This is a genomic window from Streptomyces sp. BE303 (assembly GCF_036290945.1).
In the GTDB taxonomy this organism is placed as follows: domain Bacteria; phylum Actinomycetota; class Actinomycetes; order Streptomycetales; family Streptomycetaceae; genus Kitasatospora.
Map to the genome: position 1 here is coordinate 1 of NZ_JAQYWZ010000169.1, position 510 is coordinate 510.

Consider the following 510-nt stretch of genomic DNA (forward strand, 5'->3'; position numbering starts at 1 on the left):
AGACCTCGGTCTCGTCACCCAGCCCGCCGGCGAGCACGGCCACCAGACGGCCGCCCGCACGGACGACCAGGTGCTCCGGCAGGTCGATCAGCCCGCCCCCGCGGTCGGGGTGTTCCAGCCCGACGACGCGGCCGAGGCCCCACACCTCCGCTCGGTGCGGGTCGACCGCCGGATCGGCGGACCCGGTCGCGACCGCCCCCCGCGGGCGGAGCCCGCGCGGCGCCGCGCTTCCGGCGACGACCCGTGCCGGGACGGCGGCGAGCACGCCGGAGAGCGAACCCCCCGGTCCATCCACGCCGACCGGCGGTGCGACGAGCGTCCGCAGCCGGTCGGCCAGCTCGGCCCGCACCCCGATCTCAAACCGGAGCACGGGCGCGCCGTGCCCGGTCAGGACATCGGCGAGGGCGGCGGACTCCTCGTCGTCCTCACCGAGAAGCAGCCAGCCTCCGTCGACCCCGGCCGCGCCGGGCTCGGCGACCGCCGTCCGCGGGTCGCGCTAGCGCCCGCCGA

1 protein-coding gene is annotated in these 510 nt (G+C 78.8%); it reads right to left on the reverse strand.

The features are described 5' to 3' along the window. On the reverse strand, positions 1-370 hold a 370-nt coding region (locus tag PUR56_RS01000; protein ID WP_329947444.1), incomplete at its 3' end, for a hypothetical protein. Between the last annotated feature and the right edge of the window lie 140 nt (positions 371-510).